The 590-nt window shown below is 48.5% G+C and carries 1 protein-coding gene; it reads left to right on the forward strand.

All coding sequences use genetic code 11. From position 1 onward, the window contains the following. The first annotated feature begins 233 nt into the window (after nt 1-233). The gene (locus tag ACOCD2_RS25245; protein WP_293648057.1) at nt 234-521 is read left to right on the forward strand and encodes a site-specific integrase; all 288 of its coding nucleotides are present in this window, start codon (nt 234-236) and stop codon (nt 519-521) included. The last annotated feature ends 69 nt before the right edge of the window (nt 522-590 follow it).

Genomic DNA, 590 nt, shown 5'->3' on the forward strand with positions numbered 1-590 from the left:
GAAGTTGTTGCGTAGTGCTGGGTGACCAGGACGGCTGGGGCACGAATAGGTTGTCAAAGGCCGAGTCGATTTTGGGGACTGGGATGTCCCAAAATTTATCACGAGGTCGAAGACACGCTTGTGTAAAATGTTGAACTAAACCGCTTCGCGGTAGCTCCCCAAGCCCACCCTTCGGGAGATTATCGACCACACTTTGTTAAGACCGATCCTGGTCTCAACAAAGGAGAAGTTCGATGACATCCCTACGCCAACAAATGATCGATGCCATGCAGCAGCGTGGTTTTTCACCCCGCACTCATCAAAGCTATCTGGCCGCCGTGAGGGCGTTGGCAACGTATTTCCATAAGCCGCCGGACCAGCTTCAGCAAGCTCAGATCCAGGACTATTTTGTTTACCTGGTCAAAGAGCGCCATTTGAGTGCAGCCAGTTGCCGTTTGTACCTCAATGGTATTCGTTTTTTGTATTTACAGGTACTAGAGTTTAGAGTAAGCAACATTGTTCCACCGTATATTTTCGGGTGAAATAAAGTTGCTATTTTGTTCATACTGCCCGTTAGAGCTTGTTCTATACGCTGATTGCTGCATCCTGCT

The organism is Thiolapillus sp., from assembly GCF_048562965.1.
Lineage (GTDB): Bacteria > Pseudomonadota > Gammaproteobacteria > Chromatiales > Chromatiaceae > Thiolapillus > Thiolapillus brandeum_A.

Coding starts and splice junctions, on each gene's coding strand:
- ACOCD2_RS25245 (WP_293648057.1), top strand. CDS start 234: ATGACATCCCTACGCCAACAAATGATCGATGCCATGCAGCAGCGTGGT.